At 41.4% G+C, this 24,637-nt stretch carries 25 protein-coding genes and 1 pseudogene; 2 read left to right on the forward strand and 24 right to left on the reverse strand.

What is annotated here, in order from left to right:
- Positions 1–300: 300 nt before the first annotated feature.
- Positions 301–657 carry a helix-turn-helix domain-containing protein gene (locus M72_RS08860; RefSeq protein WP_006857575.1) on the forward strand — a complete coding sequence of 119 codons (357 nt, stop codon included), beginning with the start codon at positions 301–303 and terminating at the stop codon, positions 655–657.
- Positions 658–765: 108 nt separating this feature from the next.
- Here the strand turns inward: M72_RS08860 and M72_RS16395 are convergent, their stop codons facing one another.
- The 21 genes from M72_RS16395 to M72_RS08955 all read right to left on the reverse strand — a co-directional run bounded on the left by M72_RS16395 (position 766) and on the right by M72_RS08955 (position 20,899).
- Positions 766–939, reverse strand: coding sequence for a cysteine-rich KTR domain-containing protein (locus M72_RS16395; protein ID WP_008704154.1), 174 nt, complete (start codon positions 937–939; stop codon positions 766–768).
- Positions 940–958: 19 nt separating this feature from the next.
- A complete protein-coding gene (locus M72_RS08865; RefSeq protein ID WP_006857576.1) occupies positions 959–1,471 on the reverse strand; it encodes a membrane lipoprotein lipid attachment site-containing protein in 513 nt (170 codons plus the stop codon).
- A 50-nt stretch (positions 1,472–1,521) separates the two neighbouring features.
- On the reverse strand, positions 1,522–2,811 hold the full coding sequence (locus tag M72_RS08870) for a HAMP domain-containing sensor histidine kinase (RefSeq protein WP_008704156.1): 1,290 nt from the start codon (positions 2,809–2,811) through the stop codon (positions 1,522–1,524).
- A gap of 32 nt (positions 2,812–2,843) precedes the next feature.
- Entirely contained in the window at positions 2,844–3,518 is a 675-nt protein-coding gene (locus tag M72_RS08875; protein WP_020994080.1) for a response regulator transcription factor, read from the reverse strand.
- Positions 3,519–3,734: 216 nt separating this feature from the next.
- Positions 3,735–4,637, reverse strand: a complete 903-nt coding sequence (locus tag M72_RS08880) for a conjugal transfer protein (RefSeq protein ID WP_006857581.1) — start codon at positions 4,635–4,637, stop codon at positions 3,735–3,737.
- 14 nt (positions 4,638–4,651) lie between these two features.
- Positions 4,652–5,659 (reverse strand): bifunctional lytic transglycosylase/C40 family peptidase, encoded by a 1,008-nt coding sequence (locus M72_RS08885; protein ID WP_055067926.1) that lies wholly within the window; start codon positions 5,657–5,659, stop codon positions 4,652–4,654.
- Positions 5,656–7,803 carry a CD3337/EF1877 family mobilome membrane protein gene (locus M72_RS08890; protein WP_141652712.1) on the reverse strand — a complete coding sequence of 716 codons (2,148 nt, stop codon included), beginning with the start codon at positions 7,801–7,803 and terminating at the stop codon, positions 5,656–5,658. The genes M72_RS08885 and M72_RS08890 overlap by 4 nt, the downstream gene beginning before the upstream one ends.
- Complete coding sequence (gene tcpF, locus M72_RS08895; RefSeq protein ID WP_055067927.1) at positions 7,800–10,253, reverse strand: conjugal transfer ATPase TcpF; 2,454 nt, start codon at positions 10,251–10,253, stop codon at positions 7,800–7,802. The genes M72_RS08890 and tcpF overlap by 4 nt, the downstream gene beginning before the upstream one ends.
- Positions 10,240–10,629 (reverse strand): conjugal transfer protein, encoded by a 390-nt coding sequence (locus tag M72_RS08900; RefSeq protein WP_005611098.1) that lies wholly within the window; start codon positions 10,627–10,629, stop codon positions 10,240–10,242. Before M72_RS08900 ends, tcpF begins: the two co-directional genes overlap by 14 nt.
- A gap of 113 nt (positions 10,630–10,742) precedes the next feature.
- On the reverse strand, positions 10,743–11,246 hold the full coding sequence (locus tag M72_RS08905; RefSeq protein ID WP_055060389.1) for an antirestriction protein ArdA: 504 nt from the start codon (positions 11,244–11,246) through the stop codon (positions 10,743–10,745).
- 16 nt (positions 11,247–11,262) lie between these two features.
- The gene (locus M72_RS08910; protein ID WP_055067928.1) at positions 11,263–11,658 is read right to left on the reverse strand and encodes a hypothetical protein; all 396 of its coding nucleotides are present in this window, start codon (positions 11,656–11,658) and stop codon (positions 11,263–11,265) included.
- 15 nt (positions 11,659–11,673) lie between these two features.
- The gene (locus tag M72_RS08915) at positions 11,674–12,147 is read right to left on the reverse strand and encodes an antirestriction protein ArdA (RefSeq protein WP_261291806.1); all 474 of its coding nucleotides are present in this window, start codon (positions 12,145–12,147) and stop codon (positions 11,674–11,676) included.
- Between the two features lie 101 nt (positions 12,148–12,248).
- A complete protein-coding gene (locus M72_RS08920; protein ID WP_055060386.1) occupies positions 12,249–12,776 on the reverse strand; it encodes a YcxB family protein in 528 nt (175 codons plus the stop codon).
- A gap of 79 nt (positions 12,777–12,855) precedes the next feature.
- Positions 12,856–13,077 carry a hypothetical protein gene (locus M72_RS08925; RefSeq protein WP_004844214.1) on the reverse strand — a complete coding sequence of 74 codons (222 nt, stop codon included), beginning with the start codon at positions 13,075–13,077 and terminating at the stop codon, positions 12,856–12,858.
- Complete coding sequence (locus M72_RS16405; protein WP_082413842.1) at positions 13,074–13,208, reverse strand: DUF3789 domain-containing protein; 135 nt, start codon at positions 13,206–13,208, stop codon at positions 13,074–13,076. The genes M72_RS08925 and M72_RS16405 overlap by 4 nt, the downstream gene beginning before the upstream one ends.
- A gap of 3 nt (positions 13,209–13,211) precedes the next feature.
- Positions 13,212–14,444 carry a MobT family relaxase gene (mobT, locus tag M72_RS08930; RefSeq protein WP_055067929.1) on the reverse strand — a complete coding sequence of 411 codons (1,233 nt, stop codon included), beginning with the start codon at positions 14,442–14,444 and terminating at the stop codon, positions 13,212–13,214.
- Positions 14,445–14,602: 158 nt separating this feature from the next.
- The gene (locus tag M72_RS08935; RefSeq protein ID WP_055067930.1) at positions 14,603–15,994 is read right to left on the reverse strand and encodes an FtsK/SpoIIIE domain-containing protein; all 1,392 of its coding nucleotides are present in this window, start codon (positions 15,992–15,994) and stop codon (positions 14,603–14,605) included.
- A gap of 13 nt (positions 15,995–16,007) precedes the next feature.
- Entirely contained in the window at positions 16,008–16,391 is a 384-nt protein-coding gene (locus M72_RS08940; RefSeq protein WP_005423181.1) for a YdcP family protein, read from the reverse strand.
- A gap of 15 nt (positions 16,392–16,406) precedes the next feature.
- The gene (locus tag M72_RS08945; RefSeq protein WP_055060381.1) at positions 16,407–16,730 is read right to left on the reverse strand and encodes a YdcP family protein; all 324 of its coding nucleotides are present in this window, start codon (positions 16,728–16,730) and stop codon (positions 16,407–16,409) included.
- A 178-nt stretch (positions 16,731–16,908) separates the two neighbouring features.
- The gene (locus tag M72_RS08950; RefSeq protein ID WP_055067931.1) at positions 16,909–19,959 is read right to left on the reverse strand and encodes a VaFE repeat-containing surface-anchored protein; all 3,051 of its coding nucleotides are present in this window, start codon (positions 19,957–19,959) and stop codon (positions 16,909–16,911) included.
- Between the two features lie 64 nt (positions 19,960–20,023).
- Positions 20,024–20,899, reverse strand: coding sequence for a hypothetical protein (locus tag M72_RS08955; RefSeq protein ID WP_055067932.1), 876 nt, complete (start codon positions 20,897–20,899; stop codon positions 20,024–20,026).
- 139 nt (positions 20,900–21,038) lie between these two features.
- Between M72_RS08955 and M72_RS18105 the strand changes: the two are divergent.
- Positions 21,039–21,260: pseudogene (locus tag M72_RS18105) on the forward strand (manganese catalase family protein); the annotation flags it as partial.
- Between the two features lie 71 nt (positions 21,261–21,331).
- On the opposite strand, the gene M72_RS08960 reads toward M72_RS18105, so the two are convergent.
- The 3 genes from M72_RS08960 to M72_RS08970 are packed head-to-tail and all read right to left on the reverse strand — an operon-like array spanning position 21,332 to position 24,632.
- The gene (locus M72_RS08960; RefSeq protein WP_055067933.1) at positions 21,332–22,540 is read right to left on the reverse strand and encodes an AAA family ATPase; all 1,209 of its coding nucleotides are present in this window, start codon (positions 22,538–22,540) and stop codon (positions 21,332–21,334) included.
- A gap of 3 nt (positions 22,541–22,543) precedes the next feature.
- Positions 22,544–23,383, reverse strand: a complete 840-nt coding sequence (locus M72_RS08965) for a hypothetical protein (RefSeq protein ID WP_055067934.1) — start codon at positions 23,381–23,383, stop codon at positions 22,544–22,546.
- Between the two features lie 4 nt (positions 23,384–23,387).
- On the reverse strand, positions 23,388–24,632 hold the full coding sequence (locus M72_RS08970; RefSeq protein ID WP_055067935.1) for a DUF5716 family protein: 1,245 nt from the start codon (positions 24,630–24,632) through the stop codon (positions 23,388–23,390).
- Between the last annotated feature and the right edge of the window lie 5 nt (positions 24,633–24,637).

Genomic DNA, 24,637 nt, shown 5'->3' on the forward strand with positions numbered 1-24,637 from the left:
CAATGGTCGAATGTTGTTGAATGTATAGGCATTCCATGCGGCTACCTCCTGAAGCCGCTAAAACAAAACCAACCAGTAGTTTGTCCACCGTTGGACAAAAATAAAACGGCGGCTGTATGAACCGTCGTTCTATCTAAAAGGACGTATAAAAGCATTACTGCTGACAACGGTTTTTTTTTACCGCCAAGCAGCATATATTGTTATTTACCTGTTCATAGGAACTGATAAACCTTGCAATACGTTTTACTGTACCTGTTACAAATTCTTTAGGAACAGTAAAATGTAGTGAGGTGATTAATTATGCGTAAAACAGAAGATAAATACGATTTCAGAGCCTTTGGTCTTGCCATCAAAGCGGCAAGGATGAAACAAGGTCTGACCCGTGAACAGGTGGGAGCAAAAATTGAAATTGACCCACGCTATCTGACGAATATTGAGAATAAAGGGCAGCACCCAAGTTTACAGGTGTTTTATGACCTTGTAACTCTACTTAATGTGTCTGTTGATGAAATTTTCCTGCCGACCAGTGACAAAGTAAAAAGCACTCGCCGCAGACAGTTGGAACAACAGCTTGATACTTTCGACGACAAAGATATGGTTGTCATGGAGAGCGTCGCTGCTGGTATCATCAAATCAAAGGAAGTGGGGGAAGATTAGTTCCTCCATTTTTATTTGCCTGCCAATCATACGGGATATGGTGATAGGTAATAAAAATGAGCCGATAATCTATGAGATATGAAATCCTCTGAATTATCGGCTCTGCATCTAAGTGTCTGGCTCTTTGATTACTGTTATTTTTAATTTGCTGGCATTAATTAGGTTTTCCTGTTTGCATTTTGGACAATACAGTGGAAAATTTATCAACTTAGTATCCGTTCTGATTTTTGTTCTTGTTTTATTCTTGCATATAGGACAGTATATCCATTTTGCTGTTCCCATTTGTTTCCTTTCTGATATACTATTTTAATGTAAATTCACATGCCAAATAATAAGTGTCATAATCCCAATCTTTAGGGGATTCGAAATAAGAAATACTTACTATTATTCTATAGTGCCCTGATGGGAGTTCGCCATAAACCGAGGAAATATCAAATGGTAAACTTAATCTTTCGGTGGGATTTATAACTGCATCATCTTCGTTATCTTTTGATGGGTCATAAAGTTGAGTTAATTGATACCATGTTTCTGATTGCTCCGCTTCAATTTCAAAATAGGCTTTAGAATAATGATACTCTTTGTTGGAGTTATTTTCTAAAAAAAATTTTGCGTTTTCTAAGTCAGAATACTCTTTTTCACTTGATGTAAGCTCAACATCTGATAAAGTATTAATTTTTTCCTCAGTTCCATAGGACGAAACCTCATAATTCTCTTTGAAATCCTGTGATGATATTATTTCTTCATCTGATGTTGAATTGCACCCGGACAAAATGCTTGTGACAGTTATTAAAATAATACAGATAATTTTTTTCATAATCGAAACCTCCTTTATAAGTGCTTAATGCAATTATATGGGGAAAATGTCTATTTTTCATCAACATATGCAATTTTTATACAAGCTGTAACACAGGCTCCCCCCTTATGATTATTTGAAATTTTTATTGTACCTCCATGCCTTTCACATAATATTTTACAAATGTTTAATCCCAGACCTAGATGTTCAGACGTAGTATCTTGCGATGGTTTATAAAATGGTAATGTTACACGTTCTATATCCGTACTTTTGAAACCACAGCCATCGTCAGAGACCGTAATCAATAAAAATTCCTCCTGTTTATTTACATCAATAGCTATCATCGACTTAGCATATCTAATGCTATTAGACAACAGGTTTTCATAAATTTGTATGATAATTTCAAGATTGATAAATAGAGTTTGCTGTTTATTACAATTTGTTTTAATCGTATATTCTATATCAGAACAGAGCATTTCCGTTGTATTTGATAAGGTTTTTAATAAGAAGTCAAAGTTTATGTTTTCTTTTTCGATTTCTATATCTTCTAAACGGTATAAGTTTGTCATAGCACTAACGTATTTTTCAAGCCGTTCCACATTGTTGCGTACTGTTGATAATTCGTCGAGTACCTCCTGTTGAGAAACTAATCCTTTGGGAATAAATGATAACAACATTGTGGTATGTCCTTTTAGTATTGTTAAAGGCGTGCGTAAATCATGTGAAAAAGCAGCATTTAATCTCCTTTGTTCAGTAAATTGCCGTATCATTTTTTGGTTGTTTTGATATAAACAATTTTTCATCTTCTCAAATGCAAGACACAGCCTCCCCATCTCGTCTTTATAAGGGTAAGGCAACGTAAAATCCAGTTCGTTGTTTTCGACTTTTCTGTATGCATTCGTCAGTAACTTTATGGGTCTTACTAATTTTCGGTTTACAAAGATAGTCACACAAAGAATCATGCTAATTGAAAGAACAATAGGAATGGTGACAATATTAACCACACCTAGAGCAGAATCCACAATTCTATCATGTTTAGTAAACTTTGGTGAAACTTCAATGTAAGAAACATGATTAGGATAAATATATTCTTGTACTGGACGTTCCTTTTGATAGTCTACAACAAAATTACATACTTCCTTTTCACTTGCATTATATATTGTGTATTCTGTTTGGTCTTTGTTATATTTCGCTGTAAATGAACCATTTTCAGGTATATCATACCTTGTTGTCATGTCCTCATATTTATAGTTAAGGTTTATTCTGTAATCATCTACAAGAGTAATAGATATAACACCTATTACAATACCAATCACTAAGGAAATAAGAGCATAAAAAACAAACGAATTTTTAATACTCATGTTGTCAATATAATGCCTTGAATTTTTTCGCCTTACTTTTTCCATTTATATCCGCACCCCCAGACAGTTTCTATATAAGGATTGTCGCCTATAGAAAGGAATTTTGTTCTTATCCGGCGTATATGTTCTGTAATAACAGAATTGTCGCCAGAACCATCTAAGCCCCATACTTTTTCATAAATTGTCTCACGATCAAAAATAATCCCCTTGTTTTGTGAAAGAAATTCAATAATATCAAACTCTTTCTTCGTAAAATTTATTTCAGCATTTCTATAAAAAACAACTCGTGATGAATAATCAATTACTATATTATTATCGAACTGAACTATTGCGGACGAACCATGTCTTTTTTCTCTCCGCAAATGTGCAGCAACTCTGGCTTCTAATTCATCAACGGAGAAAGGCTTTACAACATAGTCGTCACCACCGACAGCAAATCCTTTGATTTTATCACAGTCCTCAATCCGAGCTGTTAAAAAAATAATAGGACAGGACACAAAATTCCTGATTTTTTCACAAATTGTAAAACCATTCATATCTGGCATATTTATATCTAATAAAATAATATCTGGATGTTTTGTGATTGCATTCAGTGCTTCTTTTCCGTTAATTGCTGTGTATACTACATAACCAATTTTGCAAAAATATTGATTTAGCATTGATACAATATCTCTTTCGTCGTCTACAATCAAAATGCTCTGTGCCATATCTCGTTCCTCCTTAGAAATATATCTTATCATTGAAAAAGCAATTTTTTATCAACTATGTCCACATACTACTGTTAAAAATTGATAGATTTTAGCTATTTTAATTATTATAATCTCTTAAACGAAATGTAACAACTATATTAATCAGCTTGCAAATCATACCGAAATGAGGCTTGCGGAGCATACTATACGGTTTATGACGCAAGCCTTGATTATTTATTCTACAATCTTCCAGTTATCGTCCTTATGAAGCATAAGCTCATACTGTGAGATTTGTGTCATTTTCGACTTGTTATCCAGATACTTCACAGACACACTGACCTTGAGGTTATCGCCGTCTTTGGTAAAGACAGGGTTTACCAGTTCCGAAAATACATAGTCGCCGGAAACAGGAGCAAGCACACCGTCTTTGACGTAATAGGCAAGTTCTTTTTCCGTAGCTGTCGGATACAGCTTAAAGAATGTTTCCAAGAAAGCGGTAGCGTCCTTGACTGTGTCGGAACTGACACTGACATCTGCTTCCTGTACTTTCGGTTCATACTTTGATTTCTGTACCGCCGGAGCAAGGGTTGGATTCTGGGTAATGACCATTGCACCGTCCTTATCCACATGAACGGTCACGGTGTAGTTTTCTGTGACTGCCTGTGTCTGTTCTCCCTCTTTTACCTGCTGATCTACTTCGTAGGCAACGGTAAAATCGTTCATTCCAGACTGTTCCACATTCCAGACCAGCACATTTGTAACCGTAACACTGGTTGGTATGTCCGTTCTGATGGTATCAGCGTTCAAGTCCTGTAATTCTTTGGTAAGGTATTTACTGATTTCTGTTGTCCTTGCTTCAATGGCTTCCTTGCTGGTATCCCATGAGTAGTAGGCTTTCGCAAAGTTCTTGACGAAATTCTCAATACCGTTGGTATCGTTCAATCTTAGCTGAATGATTTCTTTTTCATGTACCGTGTGGGTGTCAATGGCGGTAAAGTTCTTATACACACCAAAACTGGTGCTTGCCAGAAGCACCGCCCACAACAACAGGACAGATTTCTTATGTGTCCCGACTTTCATGGTACGCACTTTCTTATTCTTAGGTGCTTTCTCTGTTTTTTCTTTCTTCTTAAACATATTTCAAGTCCTTTCTATTGTTTGATTCTTCCGACACAAATGATGTGCTGTTGCCAGTAGGCAGAAGTCAAATCGGTATAGCCGATTGGATTTCCGGCATGATACATCTGATTGTTTCCCACATAGATTCCTACATGGGTTACATAGTCGCTGGTATTGTAGGTGGAATGGAAAAAGACCAAATCGCCAGCCTGTGCCTGTGACAACGGGATATGCTGGGTTGCGTCATACTGTGCCTGTGCGGTTCGTGGCAGGCTGATTCCGGCTTTTCCGTAGCACCACTGGGTAAGACCAGAACAGTCAAAAGAGGTGTTTGGGTTACTGCCACCATAGACATATTTCCAGCCTTGATACTTCAACGCTTCATTCATAACCGCCTGTACCGTTTCGTTACTGAACTGCTTTATATTCAGATATTGGTTGACCAGCTCCACATAGAACATATTCCCGTAGTTATAACGCCAGCCACCATTTTTGCTGACCGCTATCGGGTTCGTATAGGTCACTTTTGTACCGCCGGATTTATTCTTTGCGAAATTCTCTGCAAGGTTGAAGCTGTGCTTTTTCCCGTTCTTCGCCACATAGTCTGCATAGCCACCACCATAGTTATAAGATTGAATGACCACGTTAATGTCATTCATGCCTTTTGCTTTACAGGAAGAAAGCAGGGACGCAAAATATTTACACCCCTGCTTAATGGATTCTTCTGTACTTAATGAGTTTGGCGGTAGTCCCAGACTTTCGCTGGACTGCATGACATCGGTAGCCGTACCGCCACTTTCCACCTGTATGATGGCAAGCAGGACGTTCACATACTCCGAGATACCGTTTTCTCTGGCGTATCTTTCTACCATCGGCTGATGTTTGAGGACATCGGCTGACAGGTTCATGCCAGAATAGACAGGCGAATAGCTGTTTGAACTGTCGTCATCTTCGCCGGAAATCAATATCCCGAAAAAGAGGACGATGGAGAAAAGGACTGGAAATATCGTACCTATGATAAGGATACGTTTTAATCTCATTTCTTCCGTCCTTTCTCTGGTTGCTTCGTAACAGTCTTACGATTTTGTTTTTGGTTGACCTGTTTCTGTACGGTTGTTTTCTTTTGATTACTTCTGGATTCCGCTACGTTTGACTGATTCGTTCTGGCAACAGATTTGATCTGTTGTTCCTGTCTGATATTGGTTCGGACATTTTCTTTTCCAGCCTTGACTTCTGCATTTTTTATCACAGAAGAAGTAACAGGACGTTTCATATCCGGCTTAGTAACTGTATCGGTCTGTGCAGGTTTTGGAACAGGTGTGGCAACAGGGCGTTCATGGCTTCTGGTAGCTCCGGCTGTCGCTGATCCATTCGCATGAACTGTCTGTCTTGCTTCCTGTGCTTTCTGTAATTCCTGCTTTTTCTGTGAGATATTTTCCCTGTGCTGATTGCGTTTCTGTGTACGCTGTTCCTGTCGGTTTTCCCGTTCTTCCACAACGCCACGCTTAAAGTCAGATACGTTATCCTTTGCTTTCTGTTTTGCAGAGTGGACAGCATAACCAGCCTGTGTCGGCAGGTCTTTCACATTTTCTTTCAGTGAGGAAGCACTGTCACGGACTTTATTTTTCGTATCCATCACAGCACCTACCGCAGAACCGACACGGCTTCCCATCGAAACATCATTATTCCTTTGTGGTCTGGCTGGCGTATTTTTATGTGTAGAACGAGAGTGATTATAAGCAGAACCAGCGACTGCACCAGCACCAGCTCCGACCATACTTCCTGTACCAACAGCCCTTGCAATTCGGCGTTCCATACGTCTTGCCCTGTGTCGCATGAACACCATCGGTCTACGGAATATCCGACGACCTATCTGCTGGCTGTCATTCGCATTAAGGCTGAACATACTCATTAGTTCTCCGAGCTTCATATAGATTCCGGCAAAGCAGATTATCTGCAAAAACGCCACCATAAAGAACGGATAGTCCGTGGAGATGTTGTAGAACATACTGGAAATTGAAAATGCCACGGTCACAATCAGCGTGATTCCAGCTCTTGTCATAATGGCGTTGAATACACGGACAACTGCCTGTTTCGCCATGTTCTCATAGGTCGGTATCATGGACAGTAAAAAGCTGACAGGCAAAAACATGGCATATATGATAAAAAGTATCTGGGAAAATAACATCATGCCGGTAAGCAGAAAGATAAAGATTGTGATACCGAGATTGAAAATGAGCAGGAAGAACACCATACCCAGACGGTTGACGACCTGTGGAATGGTAAGGTTGTCATTGTCGTTATCTTCAATCTCTGTTTTGACAACATTTTCCCTTGTTTCTCCATCTTCGTCTGACGGACTGGCAGATACCAGAGCTTCCACACGGTCAGCCCCGATTTCTTCGGTATCACTGTTCCCGAACTGCAATAACAGCCACGGTTTTTCTACCTGTATCGAAAACAGGCTGTCACGGATAAGGTCTACGCTGTCTTTCCCTTTGCTTTGTGAATCGGGGAGCATGATTTTTGTCCCCAAGTCCAGAGAAGCGGTGCTGATGTCCGAACTGAAATCATTGATTTTCTGGATATAGTTGGGAGCATAAGCAATAAAGGACGCAGACACAATGAACACCACCACAAAGTTGATAACAGCGTGAAGTGCCTTGCTTGTTTCCCGTTTGAGAAGCCCTGTATAGGCGGTATAAACACCTACAATCAGAATGATAATGAGCAGGAATCCCACATAGAATCCACTGCTGGAAAATCCGTTTTCGGTTACTCCGGCAAGTGTCTGGATACTTTTCCCGATACTGTCAGCCATGTCATTGATAAAGTCCAGCTTATACGCCTGTTGCACCACATATCCTGTGGCATTGCTAAGATACAGGCTGATTGTCCAGACAAAATTTGTGATACAGTAAAGCCCGTACTGCACCGATTTTCCAATGCCGTCCAGCCAGTTCCACGGAAGCCAAGACCAGCTATTGTCCACATAGAAATCAAGCTGATAATTGGAAAGCGGATACTTTGAATACAGGTTGTCTGCATTGACCGTATCATCGACCAGTCCAGACGCATGAGCTACCGTCCCAAGCAGGGACAGCAGTACCAGCATGACGGTCACGGCAAGCAGAACCAGTTTCAGTACATGGAATACCTTTTCTTTTGTGACAGATTTCATCATTCCAAATCCACCTCACTTTTTATCGGCGGTCTGGTATCAAAGGCATGGAGCAGTTCTACAAAGACAGGGTGTATCTGTACCACGCCGACACGCCCGTATAAATCCTGCATTAAGCATTGTCCGTTCTCCAAATCCCTCAAACGTTTCTGGTTGTTTTCGTCCTCACTGTCCAGTCCGAAAAACTCTAAGGTCTGTTTGATTTCATTGGTATCTGTGGAGCGGAACGCAAACTTTAAACCGATGTTATTTTTTAGGCTTTCTTTCGATACGTCCCCAGAGGATTGTGTTACGAAATAAACTCCGGCGTTCATGGCTCTACCAGCACGCACCAGCTTATTTGAGAGTGTTTCACCCTGTGCCACATTTAAGAACGCCCATGCTTCATCAAGGTCTACAATCTTAAAAATGCTTCGGTCTGAATGGATAAAGTCTAAGGCAAAGGTAGATATTACAATCAACATTGCCACCGATAATAATTCAATGGTCGTGTATTCGTCAAAAGTAGTATCTTTATCCGGCAGAACCAAATCTGCAACCTGTATGATATTGAGCTGGTTATCCAGACTGATAGTGTTTTTCGCTGTTCCGTCTGAAAAGAGCAGGTGTGCAAAATCATAATTTGTAAAACTGTCAATATGATTTGCGATATGGTTTGCAATAGGCGTATTTTCTTTCCGTAATTCTGTGATAACATTTAGCAATCCTCTGTGTTCACTTTCTGATACTTTGCTGATTGCACTGATAAGCACAGGGAACTTGTCTCCATCACGGGTTGAGATACCTGTTAAAAATGTTAAAATTTCTTTTGCCAGTGTAGCTCCGTCCTCTTTATCTTTCATAATTACAAACGGGTCAAGAAGCCCTGCATTTTCCTTGTCGCTGGTAAGATTTACAATGTTGATTTCCTCTGCAATCTCCGGCAGTGTTTCTTTCCAGTTCCCACGCTCACTTTTCGGGTCTAGGATAACTGCCTGTCCACCGAACAGAACGGAATAATATACCAGCAGGTTATTACAGAATGATTTTCCACCACCAAGCGAACCGACAAAAGCAGAAGCCAACGCATTTGTGACCGTACCTTTTACCCCTTGACTGGCAAGGGACGGTTGCAAGTAGACATTTCTTCCCGTATCCACGGAATATCCGATATAGATTCCTGTGTTTTCGCCCAACATCTGGGTAGCACCAAAACCAAGTCCGGCTAAAAAATCAGATTTTACATACTGGATATAATCATTGATATAACGCTTGCTGGCTGGAAGAAACTCTCCATGCAGTCCCATCATATCTCCGGCAGGACGTACCAGCTTCACGTTCAAATCATCGTAAAAGTCCTTGACTTCATCACAACGGCGTTTCAGTTCGTCAAGATCGGGTGCAGATACCCGTATGACGTAACTTAACTTGTACATACTTTCCTTGCTCTGGTCTAAATCTGTTTCCAGTTCATCGACACTATCCAAGGCTTCCACCACATTTGAACTTGTTTCGTTTCCGGCTTGATAGGCGTGATTGTCCAAGTCCTTTAATTCCTTTTTCTTGTTACGGACAGTGGTTAAGGCTTTCTTATTCCCGACAATCTCAACATTCATGGACGTATCCACAGGGAATGTGAACTGCTGTTGCTGGAAATAAAAGATTTCCGATGATGGGAAGTCCAGCTCCCCGACAATGGCATTGACCGTAAAGTAGGATACATAGCTTTCGCTGTCCTCATGTTCCAGACGCAAATATCGCTGGCTTTCTTCCACCACGCAACGGGTAGGACGGATAAGGTCATAATACTTAATCAGTGTTTCTCTTTTTAATTTTCTTTTTGGAAGAGGATACACATAATCTTCATAAGCTATCCCGTCCCTGCCGTAGAGGTGTTCCATCAGATAGGCAAAATCTTTGGCTTCCAGTCGGCGGATTTTGAATCTACGGGAGATTTTGTTTTCCAGCAGTTTTTCCATCTTCGCATAACGGTTGATTTCATCATTGCTCATGGAAACAAAGTCATTCATCAGCGTGTGCCTTACCTCATTCAAAAACTCACGGAATGTCAGAAATACCGATTTTTTGATGTTCTTCAGATTGACTTCGTCCTCTGTGACCATGAGCTTGAATCCCAGAAAGAAACGGTAATCCACTTGATTGTCGCCTATCATAGATACAAGGGCTTCGGTCTGGTCGTCTATTTTCTGATAGGCGACTTCCTTTAATTTCCCCGTTACCAGCTTCTTTGACTGTTCCTGTATGCTTCGGATTGAGCTTTCGGTTGCAATCTGCAACGCATGAATCTTTCCCTCACGGGACTGTGCGATAAGCTGACGGAAGCTGTCATGCACAAGGTATTTCTGTTCTGGGGATAAGAATGAATAATTGTACGGTATCAGCTCATAGTAGGCGAACACCTCATTGTCCTTATTCCAGACAAGGTTATTGTCGATATATTTAATCGGGAACATAGGTCACACTCCTTACTGCCGTGATAGTTTCCTCAAATTTCTGCTTATGCAGGTTCACGGCTTTTCCGGCATAAGTCACTTTGGGACGCAGGGCATACAGAACCATCGTCTTGATGTAACTGTATGGCTTTTTCCCGTCAAAGGTTTTCTGTGACATAAACCATGTAAGAGCAACGGGAATCCCGAAATATTTTAAAAATGCTCCCTCAATCATGGAAAGTGGCGGTACATCTGCAAACAGAATGATGATAAATTCCGTCAGTACAAACCATGTAATCTGGGTAAAGGTCACGGGGAATGGCAGGTTTACATCATTGATGGCATACAGTACCTTTTCCACGTTCCAGATACTTGTATAACTTCGGATTTTCTTCACTTGTAAATGCTCCTTTCTTCATTTTCATAACAACAGGGACAGCCGGATTTTCCAGACTGCCCCCAAGAGAAAAGCTGACAGTAGCACCAGTGGCGGTGCTGATCTGCCAGCCCTTAACGCAGTACCTCACAGATACCAGCGTTTGTTGCAATAAATGTCCCCTCTATATCGAGGTCACGCCCGTAGGCTTCATAGTCGATATAGTTCTGTAAAGAGGACGGGATTTCTCCGAGTATCTGTTCTTCATCAATCAGATAGTAGGCTAAATCGGTCATCGTTTCACAGCCGGAATACAGAATGATGTCGTCCTTATGTTCCACCAGTTCTTCCAGACTTCCATAGCAGGATATAAAACTGTCCAAGTCGTCCAGCAGGTAATCCGGTAATTCTTCCAACTGCTCATAGATACGGTTCAGTTCTTCGATGGAAATGTATTCGCTAATCTCCATCGGGAAGTTGTCCGTATCATGGATTGCGTATTCTTCGTACTCTGCATTTAAGCCGATACGTTCTGCAATCACTTCTTCGTCCAACGGAAAAGAGAACCAGTCCCCGACCAGTTCTCCCTCATTGTACTTGCCAAGATTGGCTATATAGACTTGCATATCATCAAGCATAAACGGTCACTTCCTTTCACTCATTGTATTCATAAAATCTGCCATGCACACACAGGAAATGTTCTGATGTTTCTTCCATATCTGAACAGTTCCGATGGTATGTAATATTGCAAAGTCCGGCTTCCAGCTCTTGCAGGTTTGAAAACCATTCTCTTTGAATTGCAGGTATATCTTCGGGTGGGATTTCACTCTCTGAAATTGCAAGGCAGACATTATTTAGCAAGTCGAGGTCTGTATCTTGCAGGATTTCAAAAGGAAAATCATAATCACTGATAAGATAACGGTCACTGTCCGGCGGTAAACCAATGGATTGTTTTAATGCTTCTATGTTGCAGGGAAGTGTAAACCACGCACAGCATGTATCTTTTTCCTGTTCATCAAGATTGATAACAAATACTTTCATTTCTGCCATAAGCAATACCACCTGTCAAAGTTTGAACATACCGTTGTTGCAGAGAGCATAACGTCCTTTTTCTTCCAGTTCATGGGCGTAGGCTTCCAGATTAAAATATTTCTTTCCTTTTTCGGAAAGAGCAGAAAATTCAATGTTATGCTCCAAGCGGTAACGGGCAACGTCCATGATGTTGTGACACTCTGGATAAAACAAAAATTCTTCGGATTCCTGCAATAAATCCTCTACACCGCCACAATAAGGAATCAACTCTTTGTATGCCTGCTGAACTTCTGGCGATAAATCCGTGTAAGCAAAGTATAGCTTGTTTAATCGTCTGACAGAAGTTGTCCTTACAATATCGCCAGCAAAGGGGAGCTTCATATCTGTGATTTGATAGTCTTTGCTGTCAGCTTCCACACCGAGCAGGTCACGGAACAGCTCATAATCAATGGGTAAATCAAACCAGCGAGAGGTTTTATCCTCTGCTGATTTGGTCGTTTCAATCAATACGCTACATTCTTCCATCGTAATTCAGTCCTTTCTTCTAATTTTGAGTATGAAAAAAGCAGTCGATCATAACTGAAAGACTGCTTAACTCTAAAACAATATTAAAGCGTTTCTTCTTTTAAATTCTGACTCAAAAGGGATTTTAACTCTTTTACATCATTTTCAGACAAATCATTTTGATTAACAAGAACCATTTCATTTTTTATTGTTCTGATATATATGTAATTTCTGAAAATCCCCCAACATTTAAAGGCGTTCCAATGATTAGTCCCGTTACCAATATCAGAACTAACTGCAACTCCATCGGTATCAAAACAATATTCACGTTTTCCCGAAGTCAGTTTATTATCCATCTTTGAATGAACAATATTTATTACTTTTTTCTGAAATGTGTTAGCTCCGTTTATGATAATCCAGATAAAGAAAACTGAAAATAATAATCCAATAATACCATAGCCAATACGACTATTCATAAAGCAAAGAATCGTGTATATTAACATTATGACAGCCATCACAGACGATAACCCTGTTGCAAATTTACGTTTCTTTACATTTTTATCACTGGCTAAAACGATTTCTTTTAAAATATCTTGTTCTTTCTGTCCGATTTCAATACTGTATCTAACCATAATAAGAATCTCCTTTAAACATTTTAATGATATTAGTATATTACCACAAGTTTGTGTTCAAAATGTGGGATTCTTAATTTTACGCTCCAATAATCTTATTGAATAACTGTAACAATACGTCTTTTACGCCGGATGCATTGAATACAAGACCAACGGCTACTAAGGCAACTACCAAGAATCCGATAAGTTTGGAAAACTCACGCTTGAATCCCAAGTAGATTCCGATAACAACAATCGCCATCAGCACAAGGCTCTGTGCGTTGCTTAAAAACCAGTTATAAAGGTTCTGTCCAAAATTCATGCTTTCTTTTCTCCTTTCAGTTCCATCATTTTTCGGTCAGACTGTCTGCCAGCCTGTAAAATACACATGGCAATCACGCCAACTGTTCCACCTAAAGAGAAGAGCAGGAAGTCAAATAATAATCGTTGCATTTTTCAATTCTCCTTTTCTAAAATCACATCTTCGGTAGATGTGGTCTGTTGTTCGATTATCTTGTAGTGCTTTTCCGTCAGTTTTGTGGATTTACGGATTTCTTTCAGATAATCAACGCCTGTTTTTGCTGTGATTGTTTCCAGCATTTTAAGTGTCGGGTCAACCTGCCGTTGAATCCAGCGTAGAGTTCTGTCCAGTGTGTAGGGTTCGGGTTTGGTCGTGAGCTTTAACGGCTCTCTGTTTTCCCCGATGAACCACGCCCAGCGGACAGATAATTTCCAGTCGCTCCGTTTCTTGTCTGCTTCCTTATCCACAAAGCGTACATAACGGTTGATAATAGAAAATGCCGTCCGTTCAGCGTCATAGTAAGTCAGCAGGTCACGGACAGCATAATAAGCACGTTCATTTTTCAACCGTATTTCAAATCTGTTTTTTATGGGTGCTTCCTCAATGGGAATCCCAAGTTTGATGTACTGCTCATAGCTTTTTTCATAGACACAGAAGTACACCTCACTTTTCAGTGAACCGATATAAAGCGTATACCCCATACCAGCCTTGTCCTGTTCCTCATGCTTGACCAGTTCGCCGGAAGCATAGGACTTAAAGGAACGGAACACCGATACACATTCCTCATTCCGGCATTTTTCGGTTAGTTCTGGAATATCTAACATTCCCGTATGGTCATTGATGGCAAGGTCAAGGCGTTTCATCACACCACCGTCCACCAGAGCGTCCATAAGAAAATCATACCAGCTCCGTTCCTGTGCCAGCAGATAACTTTCAAACTGGCGACAGCCTTTTCCTTTCAGTTCCAGCAGGACACCTTTTTCTTCATCGGGAGAAGTATATACGAAAATATCTCCGATGTAGTAGTGTTCTGTATAACTGTAATGCCCGAAGTCCTCATGTATCATGTACTGAATATTGAGCTGTAAAATATCTTTGATGATGTGTCCAATATCCAGTGTCGGAAACCGTATCCTCACATAATCAAACAGCATGGTAAGCGGTGCTTCTGGATTGAATTTTTCCAGAGCTTCCAAAAGTTTCACTTTCATTTCTTCTGTGACCGCCACCTTGCCGGATTCGATACGGCTTAAATGTTCACGGCTGATTCCAGCCATGACCGCAAGTTTCGTCTGGGATACACCGTACTGCAAACGTCTGTCTGCAAAATCCTGTATCCACTCTGTATCATTCAGTGCGATACCCCCTTTACGAAAAAACTGTGACATTTTTTATCCGATGTCACAGCAGTAAAAAAAGCTACCAAACGCTTGATTTCAGCCAAGAATCGGTAACTTTTGTGTATGTTTCCTTGTGATTTGTGCCCCTCTGTTAGATACCGAGGGGCTTGATATATGCTGGCGTGGCTACCGCCACACCAGCAAGGCTAGTCCGTACCTGTGGCTTTCGCTTCGCACGCCACCTGTCCGTCCTGCCTTATGTGTATAAGTTCCCCAATCGTACCTAAGAAATCATAACCTTTGGGTACAAGGGGAGTGTAAAATTCAGATATGACGCTTGTTCCCACATCACAGTATCCACGCCCTTTGATTCGCTTCTGGAAAAACTGCTTTTTTACATCACTTCCAAAGAGCATACCGTAGCCGAGTTCACTCATGCGACCAAGCCCCACACGGAAGTTAAAGTTATCTCTGATACCGTCCCCGAAATACTTTGCGTCTGGACGCTGGCAAGCCACAATCAGAAAGTATCCAGCCTGTCTGCCGAGCATGACGATTTTCTTTAGCTGGCTTAACAGGGCTGTGCTTTCTTTTGTCGTGAGCATTTCCAAGAACGCCACATATTCATCAAAGATAAGGAACTGTGGAGCAAGCCCCAGATAGGTATAGTTTTCCCCTGTGCGGTAGTTCGGGTGCAGTTTCATTTCCTCCGAGCGTGTGACCATGCCCTCATAAAAGGCATTGACGCACTCAATCATATCGTCTTTGGTGTGGTAGACATTTCCCATGACGGTTCCTAAGTCTGCAAGGTCAGCGTTTTTCGGGTCAAGAATGTATAAATCCGTATTGGTTCTAAGCAATGCTTCAATGATGGTCAGCAGAAAATAGGTCTTTCCACCACCTGTACCACCGCAGATAAGGGCATGGGGAAGTGAATCATATTCCCACACCAGATTTTTCATTAACCGCAGACCGCCGTTTTCGGCAATCACTTCATCAATCGAAATACGGTTCGCTATCATATCATAGAGCAGGGTGTATTCGATATAGCCGTCATGCAGTGTCTTATCAGTCAGCTCACAGTACAGCCCCGATTCCAATTTGTCCTCTAAGGACAGAAGCTGTTCTTGATATTTTCCCATTGTGATTTCACACAGGATATGGAGCAATCCATTTTCCATCTGGTAATAAATTTTCGGAAACCACACGATTTTTTCTCTTGATCTGCTTTGCAGGTCAGTGAAAAAAACGCTGTCTTTGGTGTTCTCCGCTTCATACCATTTATTTTCCAGCACCATGCGAGCCAGCTTTTGTCTGTGTAGCAACCGCTTGATACGGTCATATCCGTAACGGTAGTAGAGGAAAGCGACCAATGCACAAACACCAGTCGCTATCAGAACCGTAATGGAATTGTAGGCAGTCCAAGTAATTCCGGCATGGAGCAGGTTAAAATCTTTCCAGTCTATAACAAGGAGCTGTCGCAGATTCAGTAGCAGGAACACCTCAACGAACAGGAGCAACAGCCAACCGATACAGAAGTGATAGACCAGCGATTTGTCACTGGCACGAATCCTGTTACCTTTCTTTTTCCACGTCATACGCTAACACCTCTTATTTCTTCGGCGGTTGCTGTGGAGCATTGTTCTGTGGATTTCCGGCATGAGTGCCTTTGTTCTTCAAAACAATATCGTCTGCTTTTACATACCAGTCCACATCTGCACCACGGTAATTTGCATTGGCTACCGTATCTGCAACAGGATTGATAAGTTCCACTTCGGCGTTGTAGTCATAGTCCTTTAACGGAACAGTCGCCGGAACGGATACCTGTATCATGCGTCCCTGTGTGTTGCACTTCAAATCGTAAGTACGCTCCTTGATTTCTTCACTGACCGTTCCATCTTCATTCTGTACATGAACCTCACGGCGTAATGCGGAGAACTTCAACACTCCGAATGTCTTTTCTTTATCAATGACGATTCCATTTGCTAATCTCATAATCTGAATACCCCCTTATTTATTTTCTACTGGTAACATATCGTCTGCAAGTAAGATGTAATTGACAAATCCACGTTCCCCGATTTTATAACCATCGGTAGTGATTCGTGGGTTGATAAGTTTTACTTTCTGCTCCGGCGAAAAATGTTTTTCGCCAGCTTTGGCAGGAAGTGTCACAACTACATCATCGGCTCTCTGTACATCGGAATACAGGTTGTAGCTTCTGTTAATGACAGCTATACGCCCGTTGATTCTCTGCTGTTCCGTAGTATTTTCTCCGGCAAACTCCAAGTTTCCGAATGTCTTTTCCATGTTTGGTACGACAAATCTTAATTCCATAAATGATTGACCTCTTTTCTTTCTGTTTTATTTTCTTTCCTGCTGTACTTTGTGGGGAGCTACACTCCCCACGCCCCTAGTGGACTTCACGCTCCCGTAAACCAAGTGCTTCACGGGAGCGTGAAGTTGCAAAAAGGGTGGCGACCTTGAACGCTCTACCAACCACTACCTTACCGCCTTACGATTTCTTTCTACGGCGTTTGAAATAAAGCATACCGCCAAGCCCTACGCAGGAAAGACCAAGCATGGCAAGGTAAGCATAGATATTGGTATTGTCGCCTGTTTTTGGGCTGTCACTTGTCTTAACCGTAGATGGTGTATCCGGCGTGTCAGTATCCTTTGGTGTGTCTGGGACTTCCGGCACTTCCTTGATTGTCACAGTCTGTCCATCGTCTGTGATGTCCTTATGTTCTGTCACTTTCTTTGGTTCGTCTGGATTGGTCATATCGTATAATTCCTCAAATGTAACAAGGCTCTTTCCACCAAGAGAAGAACCATCAAAGGTAAATGCAATCTCAACCGTCATTTTTTCATTGTCGGCTGTAAACTCATAACCATTGGATACTTTCTTTCCATCAATCAGAAGTTCTGCATTTTCCTCTTTTAACATCTGCCAGCCGGAAAGTTTGTATTTTGTTCCAACTTCCAGCCCATCTAATGTGACTTTATCCACAATCGTTACATCTTTTCCGGCTTCGATTTCTTTCTTGCCGTTCTTGTCCGTAGCGGTCGTATGGATTTTGATGATACGTTCTGTGATAAGAACAGTCTGTCCATCATCGTTGATGTCTTTATGTTCGGCAACCTTGACAGGCTCTTTCGGATTGCTTATATCATACAATTCCTCAAAAGTAACAAGGTTCTGACCGTCAAGAGCTGAACCGTCAAAACTGTAAGTAATCTCAACCGTCATTTTTTCACTGTCAGCAGTGAAAGTATAATTACTGTCTACACGTTTCCCGTCAATCAGAAGTTCCGCATTTTCTTCCTTTACCATCTGCCAGCCGGAAAGTTTATATTTTCTGCCTGTTTCCAATCCATCAAGTGTGACTTCGTCCACGATCTTGATGTCTTTTCCGGCAACAATCATCTTTTCGCCTGTTTTCTTGTCGGTAGCTGTGGTATGGATTGTGATTTCTTTTTCGTATTCATCGGTAAGCGTACCTAAATCAATGGTCACTTTATTTCTGGATACGACTATTTCAAAAGCTGGAATCAGCTTAAATCCGGCGTTGGAATCACACTTTAATTCCTCAATCACATAAGTATCATAAAGTAATGCACCTTTGCTGTCGTCTGGTTCAGATGTACCAAACCATACACCGTCCTCACTGGATTTTCCGGCATTGGTATTGACCTTGTGGGAAGCCCAGCTTGAAGCAGTGGAGAACTGACCGTTTTTGTCAGTAACTACAATATGGGATTCTCCCGTTGTCTTGCTTGTGATTCTGAATGGAACACCTGCAAGGCGTTTGTGTGTACCTGCACCGATTTTTACACCCTCAATATCGCCACGCTTAATCTGGTTGTAGACAGAGTGAGATTTGTCAGTCAAGTCCACGATTTTTCCATCTTCCGTGATAGAAAAGTCGATTGCTTTTGCACCGTCTGCCAAGTAGCCCTCTGGTGCTTTACTTTCTTCTAATCTGTAATTTCCGTAAGGAAGCAAGTCAGCAGAAGTAGAAGCAATTCCATCAATGCCTGTCTGAATCTTCTTGACAGTTTCATTCTTGTTGTATAATTTTCCCTCTACCAGTACAGGACTGTCATTTAAGGAAATGATATTAAATTCTGTGTACTGTAAGGTCGCACTTCCCTGTGCTTTGGTATCCTTTGTTTCAAGGTCACGTTTCTGGATTTTTACACCGCCACGGATAACCTTGTCAGATACAGAATACTGGTTACTTCCAGAAAGTACGGCAAGTTCGCCATCTTCGGAAATCTGTGTAAGGTACGTCCCCTTAATCTGTTCAGAACTTCCGTCAGCCTGCATATATGCACCATCTAATAAGTAGCCGTTTGGTGCTTTTGTTTCTGTGACAGTGAGTGTACCAAGTGGCAGTACATTCTTACCGTCCTGTGTATAGAAGCTGTCGCCGGATACTTTGTAGCTGTCGGCAAGTCTGGATACATAATGGATAGTTCCGTCACGGTCTTTTTCTGCAACGGTTTTAGTTGTCCATGTACGGGTAGCCTTTGCAGGAAGATTGTCTGCATTGTAGTAACCGTCATAATAGCTCCATGTGAACTCTGCACTCTCTAAAGATGCATTTCCCTGTGGAGTGGATTTTCCTGTTTCCATGTCGATTTTGAATAAATCAATCAAAGTTTCTGTGACCTTTGGAGTGTCAGCAACAGTTAATGTCGCTGTTTTTCCAACTTCCACATTTAAGGCATGGACAGTAGAATCCAGCTTGTAACCCTTTGGAGCAGAAAGTTCTTTGATGTAAACTGTTCCGGCTTTTACCTCAACTTCTCTGGTATCGCCATTTCCATCGGCAGTAAGTGTGGCAAGCTGGCTGTTACAGCCCTTATCAGAATAGACACCAAATGTCGCACCCTCAAAGGAATAGTTGGCGTTTCCATCTGTGACCGTGGGATTGGAAGAAGTCTTTTTAACCTTTGCATTTCCCACATTTAACTTCGCCCAGAACTGTCCAATGTCCTGTCCTTCGCCAGTGTAGATATAACCACCACATTCATAGCGTCCTTTGTTTTCTTTCACAAATGCTTTCGCACCAGTGTACACTTCATTTTGTATTGTCTGTGAGATTTCATTATAAGAAGCTCTGACGTTGTCACACTGCCAGCCAAGCTGTTCGCTCAATCTCTGCCAGACAACACACTGTTCCAGCAAGTATCCCTGTTTGTAATTCAAGTTGGTATGAGAAGCGGTATATTGCTTGACGTACTCTAAGGAAAGAGCAACGTCCGCAATCTGATCGCTACTCATACGGGTGCTTGCGTCAGAACGTATTTTATATCCATTCTTGAAATTGGTGTTGATGTCCACACAATAGGCAGTTTCGCCCTCAACTTTCATGTGTCCCTCATTGAATGTAGATTTGATAGAACCATCATTCATAACGTGTTCAATGTAGCCGACACGTTCTGCTGATTCTGTCCAGTATTGATTGCCGGAAGCATGAACCGCCGTCACTGGTAATGCTGTGAGAATGGTTGCAAAAGCAAGCGTTCCTGTCAGCAATCGCTTTACTAGCTTATTCATATTTTCTCTTTCTCCTTTCGATTTTGGGTAAAAAAATAGACGCTCATTTCTGAACGCCTAAAAATTATAAAATTGTTACATCATCAATATTCTTAAAGATTTCATCTTGTAACAAAGATAATGTTTCAAAAATTGCAGTATATTTGTTTTGATAATTTATGCCTTTTATAAATTCAACTAAAGGACTAGTAAATTTCCTAAAATTTTCAAATTCATAATCAAGGACATCTAAGCCTAGTTCTTGTTCTGGGGATAATCCAAATTCTTCTCGTTGTCTACCATATTCTTTTATTTGCAACCATACCTCATAATAGAAATCCTCAGAACCATAAGTCATGTCTGTAGAAAATGTATTTGAATAATCACCTCTTACAAAATCAACATCATATACCTGTCCAAACCATATTATACCTTTTTGGGTTAATATTCCTTCTTTTATCTCTTGAGGAAAAGTTGTTCTAATAGCTATTTCACAATCAGTACAATTATTATTTTTATATACTGAAAATTCCTTTATCATAGCATAATATTGTTTGCGAAAGATATTTAAAATAGATCGTACATCATCATTTACTGCTGTCTCATAAATTTCTATACTTTCGTTTAATAAAGTTAATATGTTTCTTGTCCTTTCATAAAAGTAAATTCTTTTATCAGCTTGAAGATATTTCAGTAATTCCTGAAGTTCCTGCTCACAACTATTTTCACCTTGAAAGGTAACATAACAATTTTCTTTTTTTGTTAATTCAACTATTTTTTTCTGCAAATTTGAAATTGCAATAGAACATGGTATCCAATATTCATCTCTTGCCTTAGTTTGTGCATTTACTTTTAATTCACTTTTTTTACTCGAAACAGTAACAAAATATGTAATATAAGCTCCTAATAATGTTGAAATTAAAGGCAATATTTTATCCAAAAATTGAAATAAATTATCCATCTACTAAATCCTCATTTGTTATTTTTTTATAGTATAAATCACTTCCTCCCTTTTTTAAAGTTTATTCTATTAAAAATACTAGAACTATGTAGGATAGCTTGTTTTATCTTCATATTATATTGTGTAATGTTGTTCTTACGAAGTCGCCCCAGAACAAAAAGCAAGAAAAACGTATGACAATATACTGCGTCTGGCAAAAGATCAGGAAGTTGCTGATCCGATCCGCTTTTTGCGCGAGCGTGAAATTGTGCATTTCCAGCGTTTTGGCGAGGCTCTTCGCCTGCTGCAGGAAGAACTGGACAGCAAAAACTACTATGCTTTCAATCCCAATTTTGACTGTATGCAAAACACTACACGATAGGACAAAAGATAGCCGCCCCTTTCACACTGGGCGGCTATCTCAAAAAAAAACGCAATAAATCACTATTATTTTTACTTAAATACCGGATTCATCGCCTCAATCTTGCGGATGATCTGCTCCAGCTGATAAGCATTGTTTCCGAGCTTGCTCATATTTTTGAGAGCCTCACCCTTCATCTCATGGATACTTCCCACACTGTACTCCATACGTGCCCGCAGTTTCTGCCGCCTTGTCAGCAGTTCATGCTTCAGCTCTACCATCTCCCGGCTGTCGACCAGCGCATTTGCATGTGTCAGCCATACACGGGTATCATACATCCGCAGCCGTGTCAGATACTGCAGAAGATTCTGCGTATAATAATCCAGATCATCACTGGTTTTACGGAATGTTTCCTTTTCCCGCGCTTCCTCCTGATACTGTCCATATAAAAATTCCAGTTCTTTCGCATTGCGGACATGATATTTTTCACAGATGAAATCCACCGCGTTTTTCGTATTGACATAGCGGATCTTTACCCGGTTCTCCAAAGTAATCGCCTGATTGCGGTTGACATCCGCCTGACGGATCTCTCTTGTAGAATCCTGATAACGGATCAAAATAAACGCGCCCGCTCCCACAGCTGCAAATCCCATAATGGTGAAAACCAGCTGCAGATCCCTGTTCAGATACCAGGAAAGTATTCCCACAAAAGCAAACAACGTAATAAACACAGCTAACAGATAGCATGCTGCGGTACGGGTTACTTTCTGTACCTTTGCGGAATCTGACCGCTGCATGGACCATTCCAGTTTTTTTCCTTCCAGATATGCCATATTTCTCTTGATCGCATCCAGATCTGCCTCATTGGCTTTCAGCCGGCGGATCACTCCCGGAAGATTCTCTTCTTCCTCCTGCATCTGCGCAAACTGCGTATCTGTCAGCCGGCGTTTGGTTTTCAGAAAATCGGTTCTTTGCTTTTCCAGCTTTGCGACCTGTGTGGCGCACTCAAGAATCGGTTTACGCTCTGCGTCCGTCAGGTCTTCGAGAATCTGAATATCTGTCAGATAATTTGTCACCAGCTGATATTCCGATTTACTGTCTTCAATATCCTTAGACGCCTGAATCATCTGCTTACACAAATCCACTACATATTTCTTTGCCTGCGCCGCGTCCGACAGATTCAATTCTTTTACAATGTTCTTTGTCTCAAGCTTTGCATACTCGCTCTGATCATATTGTGAGAAACTTCCTGTCTCACTTTCTTTATTCTTTTTTCTATGAAATAAATTTGAAAAAATCATATGTTATACCTTGCAGCTCCTTCGATACTCTTTCTTCCACTGAACAATCACATCCATTACTTCTTTCCTTGCCTTCACCTTTTGGGCACCCCCGGTCCGCTGCGCCAATTCTTCCAGATGGGATTCAAACTGTTCGAGTTTTTCGCTCTTACATGCGATGGAAATTTCATTTCTGATTTCCTGCTGATTTCTCTCCTCCACCTGATATCTTTTTGCAATTTCCGCAAACGCTTCCTCATCATGCCGGCAGCGGCAGCACATCAGGCACTCCCGGAGAGATTCCTTTTGTTTATTCAATGCATATGCCTTCTCAAAGCAGCGCCCCGCCTCTTCAAACAAAAAGAGACGTGCATACGCCGTTCCGAGGTTATGCCAGATATTTCCCCGCAGAACCTCACTAGTTTCTTTCGTATCTGCTTCATCCAGCAGATGTTTATACCGGTAAATAGCTGCCAGATATTTTTCCTTCTCCATCAGCTGGTCTGCCCGGATCTTGTCACATTCAAAATCCGACTTCTGTTCCATCTGCCGGACCGCAAAAACGATCTCCTGCATTTCTTTCATGGTACAGTATGCCGTATCCTGCAATATGGCAAAAACAAAATCGGACAATTTTCCTTCCGTGCGGATATTCTCCCTGAGTTTTTGTGCGAGTTCGACACGATGCATCTGTTTTTCCACCCATGTACATAAACTCTCGCACATGAAGGAATGATCCAGAAGATACACATTTCCGGAAATATAATAGCTTAGTTCTTCCATGGAATATATGTTTATCCCGGTTTCCTCTATATAATAGGGCAGAGCCGCAATTGTTTCATGACAAAGTAATAATTCACCCATACGTTTATCCCATCATTATGATACTTTTCCATGCCCGGCCGGTAGCCGGGAAAAATTCACCAAATCCCAGATCCCGGATTTCCACTTCAATCTTATCATTTGCCACCGGACTGGCCGTAATCCGGAGTCTTGTCGTGCGGTCCGGACGAACCGGAAGATCCTCAAGTTCCACCGTCTGTATCTGGGGAGTACTGCTGCTTGGAAGCTGCTTTAAAAATTCCACCTGCGGCGTGCCGCTTAGGATCACCTCACATGTATTTTTTATCTCAAACCAGTTTTTCCCGGCACTGACAAGATTTAAAACCTTCTTTTTTTCTTTTTCCACGACACTTAAACTCAGATTAAATTTCATCTCGTTTTCGCCCATGTAAATGAATGGCCAGTTTTCTCCCATTTCACGGATGCGGGCCATATAGCACGCCCCTTTGGAAAAAAGATTCTGTCCCAGAAACGCGCGCCGTCCCCGGCAGAGAACTGCCAGTGACTGTTTCATCCATTCTCCGTCAAACCCGTCCCCGACCAGATAAACCGAAGATACCGAACGGTTTGCAAAACAGTTAGTCAGAAGCCTTGCAAACGCCTCATCTTTCTCCTCTCCCAGTTCCTGTGCCCCGGTTGCGTGAATTGTGATCATCTGCGGCTTCGTATGCATATCCCTCGAAAGGTCATAGGAACTGACGGCATTCTTCCCGCAGGAAAACAAAAACACATCGTGCATCCACAAAGATTTCTCCTGGTTCATGGCAAACGCATAGAAACTCTCCTTGTCATCAATCACCGCAAATGTTTCCTGCGACAATCCTAAAAGTTCTGCCACATGCCGGAAAATGCCGATCAACTCTTTCGTCAGATGATCCACCGTCAGGACAATTCCGGTCACATGCGAAGTATTTCCCAGTTTCTGCGGCAGTTCAATCACTTTTTTAATAAACAGTGCCAGCAGATCTACTGCATCATAACTCTCTTTTGCAATGGTAATCACTTCCGATGCAGCGGCACGGCGAAGAAGGGAATCCACACAAATCACCTCACTGGTTTTTGCCATCCTTCCGGCATCTTCCCCATAATACCACATGCCGACATTTTTGCGTCGGGCAAGCAGCGTGGGAATCCGGTAATTTTCACTGCCGGCAATCGTGCTGACCGTCTCCGGTTCTTCCATATTCGGTTGCATATAACTTACCATGGCATACGAGTCGTTCAGTTCGATGCCAAGATAACAGGTATTGGCTTCCATCTCTTCTCCCATCCTGC

It is taken from the genome of Roseburia faecis (genome assembly GCF_001406815.1).
In the GTDB taxonomy this organism is placed as follows: Bacteria; Bacillota; Clostridia; order Lachnospirales; family Lachnospiraceae; genus Roseburia; species Roseburia faecis.